This is a genomic window from Streptomyces sp. NPDC001070 (genome assembly GCF_053598835.1).
Window position 1 is genome coordinate 1 of the sequence record NZ_JBSFLB010000092.1, and the last position, 1,153, is coordinate 1,153.

General features: G+C 68.4%; 1 protein-coding gene. It reads right to left on the reverse strand.

Going from position 1 to position 1,153, the window contains the following annotated elements:
- Positions 1-9: 9 nt before the first annotated feature.
- Positions 10-1,085, reverse strand: a protein-coding gene (locus ACWDAS_RS41455; RefSeq protein WP_450401157.1) for an IS630 family transposase whose coding sequence is annotated in 2 segments (ribosomal slippage) — positions 10-636 and positions 639-1,085 — 1,074 coding nt in all. Because the reading frame shifts where the segments join, the coding sequence is not laid out codon by codon here.
- Positions 1,086-1,153: the final 68 nt, after the last annotated feature.

Consider the following 1,153-nt stretch of genomic DNA (forward strand, 5'->3'; position numbering starts at 1 on the left):
TACTGAGGATTAATGTGTGATGTCGCCAGGGCTTGTGGCGAGGCCGGTGCCGATGAGGCAGCCGGTGATGATGGTGGGTCGGTACTGGATCTGGCGTAGGCCCCGGCGCACTGCGATGACCAGTTGCGTGTAGTCGGCGAAGGCGATGTTGGCCAGACTGGTGCGCCGCAGGCTGGACCAGATCCCCTCCACGGGGTTGAGGTCGGGTGCGTAGGCCGGCAACTGGAACACCGTGAGCCAGTCCCGAGCCGTGGTCCAGGCGCGCATCGCGCGACTGAGGTGCAGGCCGACGTTGTCCCAGACCAGCACGATCGGTCCGCCGAGCTGGGTGTGGGCCGCGGTGAGCAGGTCTCGTAAGTCCTTCCAAGAGAAACCCTTGCGGCCGTCGGCCCGCCGGTCACCAGTGTGGCGGAAGACCAACCGCGGCCGCTCGCCGGGCTTGTAGCAGCACAAAGCGGCCACAGACAGGTGGCGCCTGCTGCCGCCGTTGACCCGGATCACCGGGGTAACGCCTCTGCGGGACCAGGTGCGGGCGGTGTGCGGCGTCATCGAGAACCCGGCCTCGTCAGCGAAGACGGTCCAGGCGCCGAGCGCCGCCGCGGTGGTTCCACGGCCGGCCAGGTCTCCTTCACCCACGTCGCGACCGCCTCATCGTCGCGCTGCACCGCCCTGCGAGCCGGCACCTGGGGCGACCAGCCGTGCCGGTGCAGCAACAGGCACACCCCGGGCACGGTGTAGCTCTTGTGGAACATCCGCCCGATCAGCGTACGGATCCGCGCGAGCGTCCAGCGCTCGTCAGACCAGCCGTGCGCCACCGCCCCCAACGCCAGCGCCGCCTCCAGCTTCACGAACAACTCGTCGCTGAGCTTGGGCAAGGACGCCGGCCCCTTCGAGACCAGGCCCGCTTCACCCCGCTCGGCCCACTCGCGCCGCCAGCGCTGCACCGAGCGCACATGAACCCGCAGCACCTTCGCCACCTCGGCGTTGTCGCTACCAGCCGCGAACATCTCACCCGCGTCCAGACGGATCCGCTCGCGAAATGCCCTCCGCTCAGCAGTCAGCCCGCCACCCTGCGCGTACCTCATGACCGTGGTGTACCGCGACGATCACGACCTGTCAGCACCCCACGACATCACGCATTACAAGTCAGTAG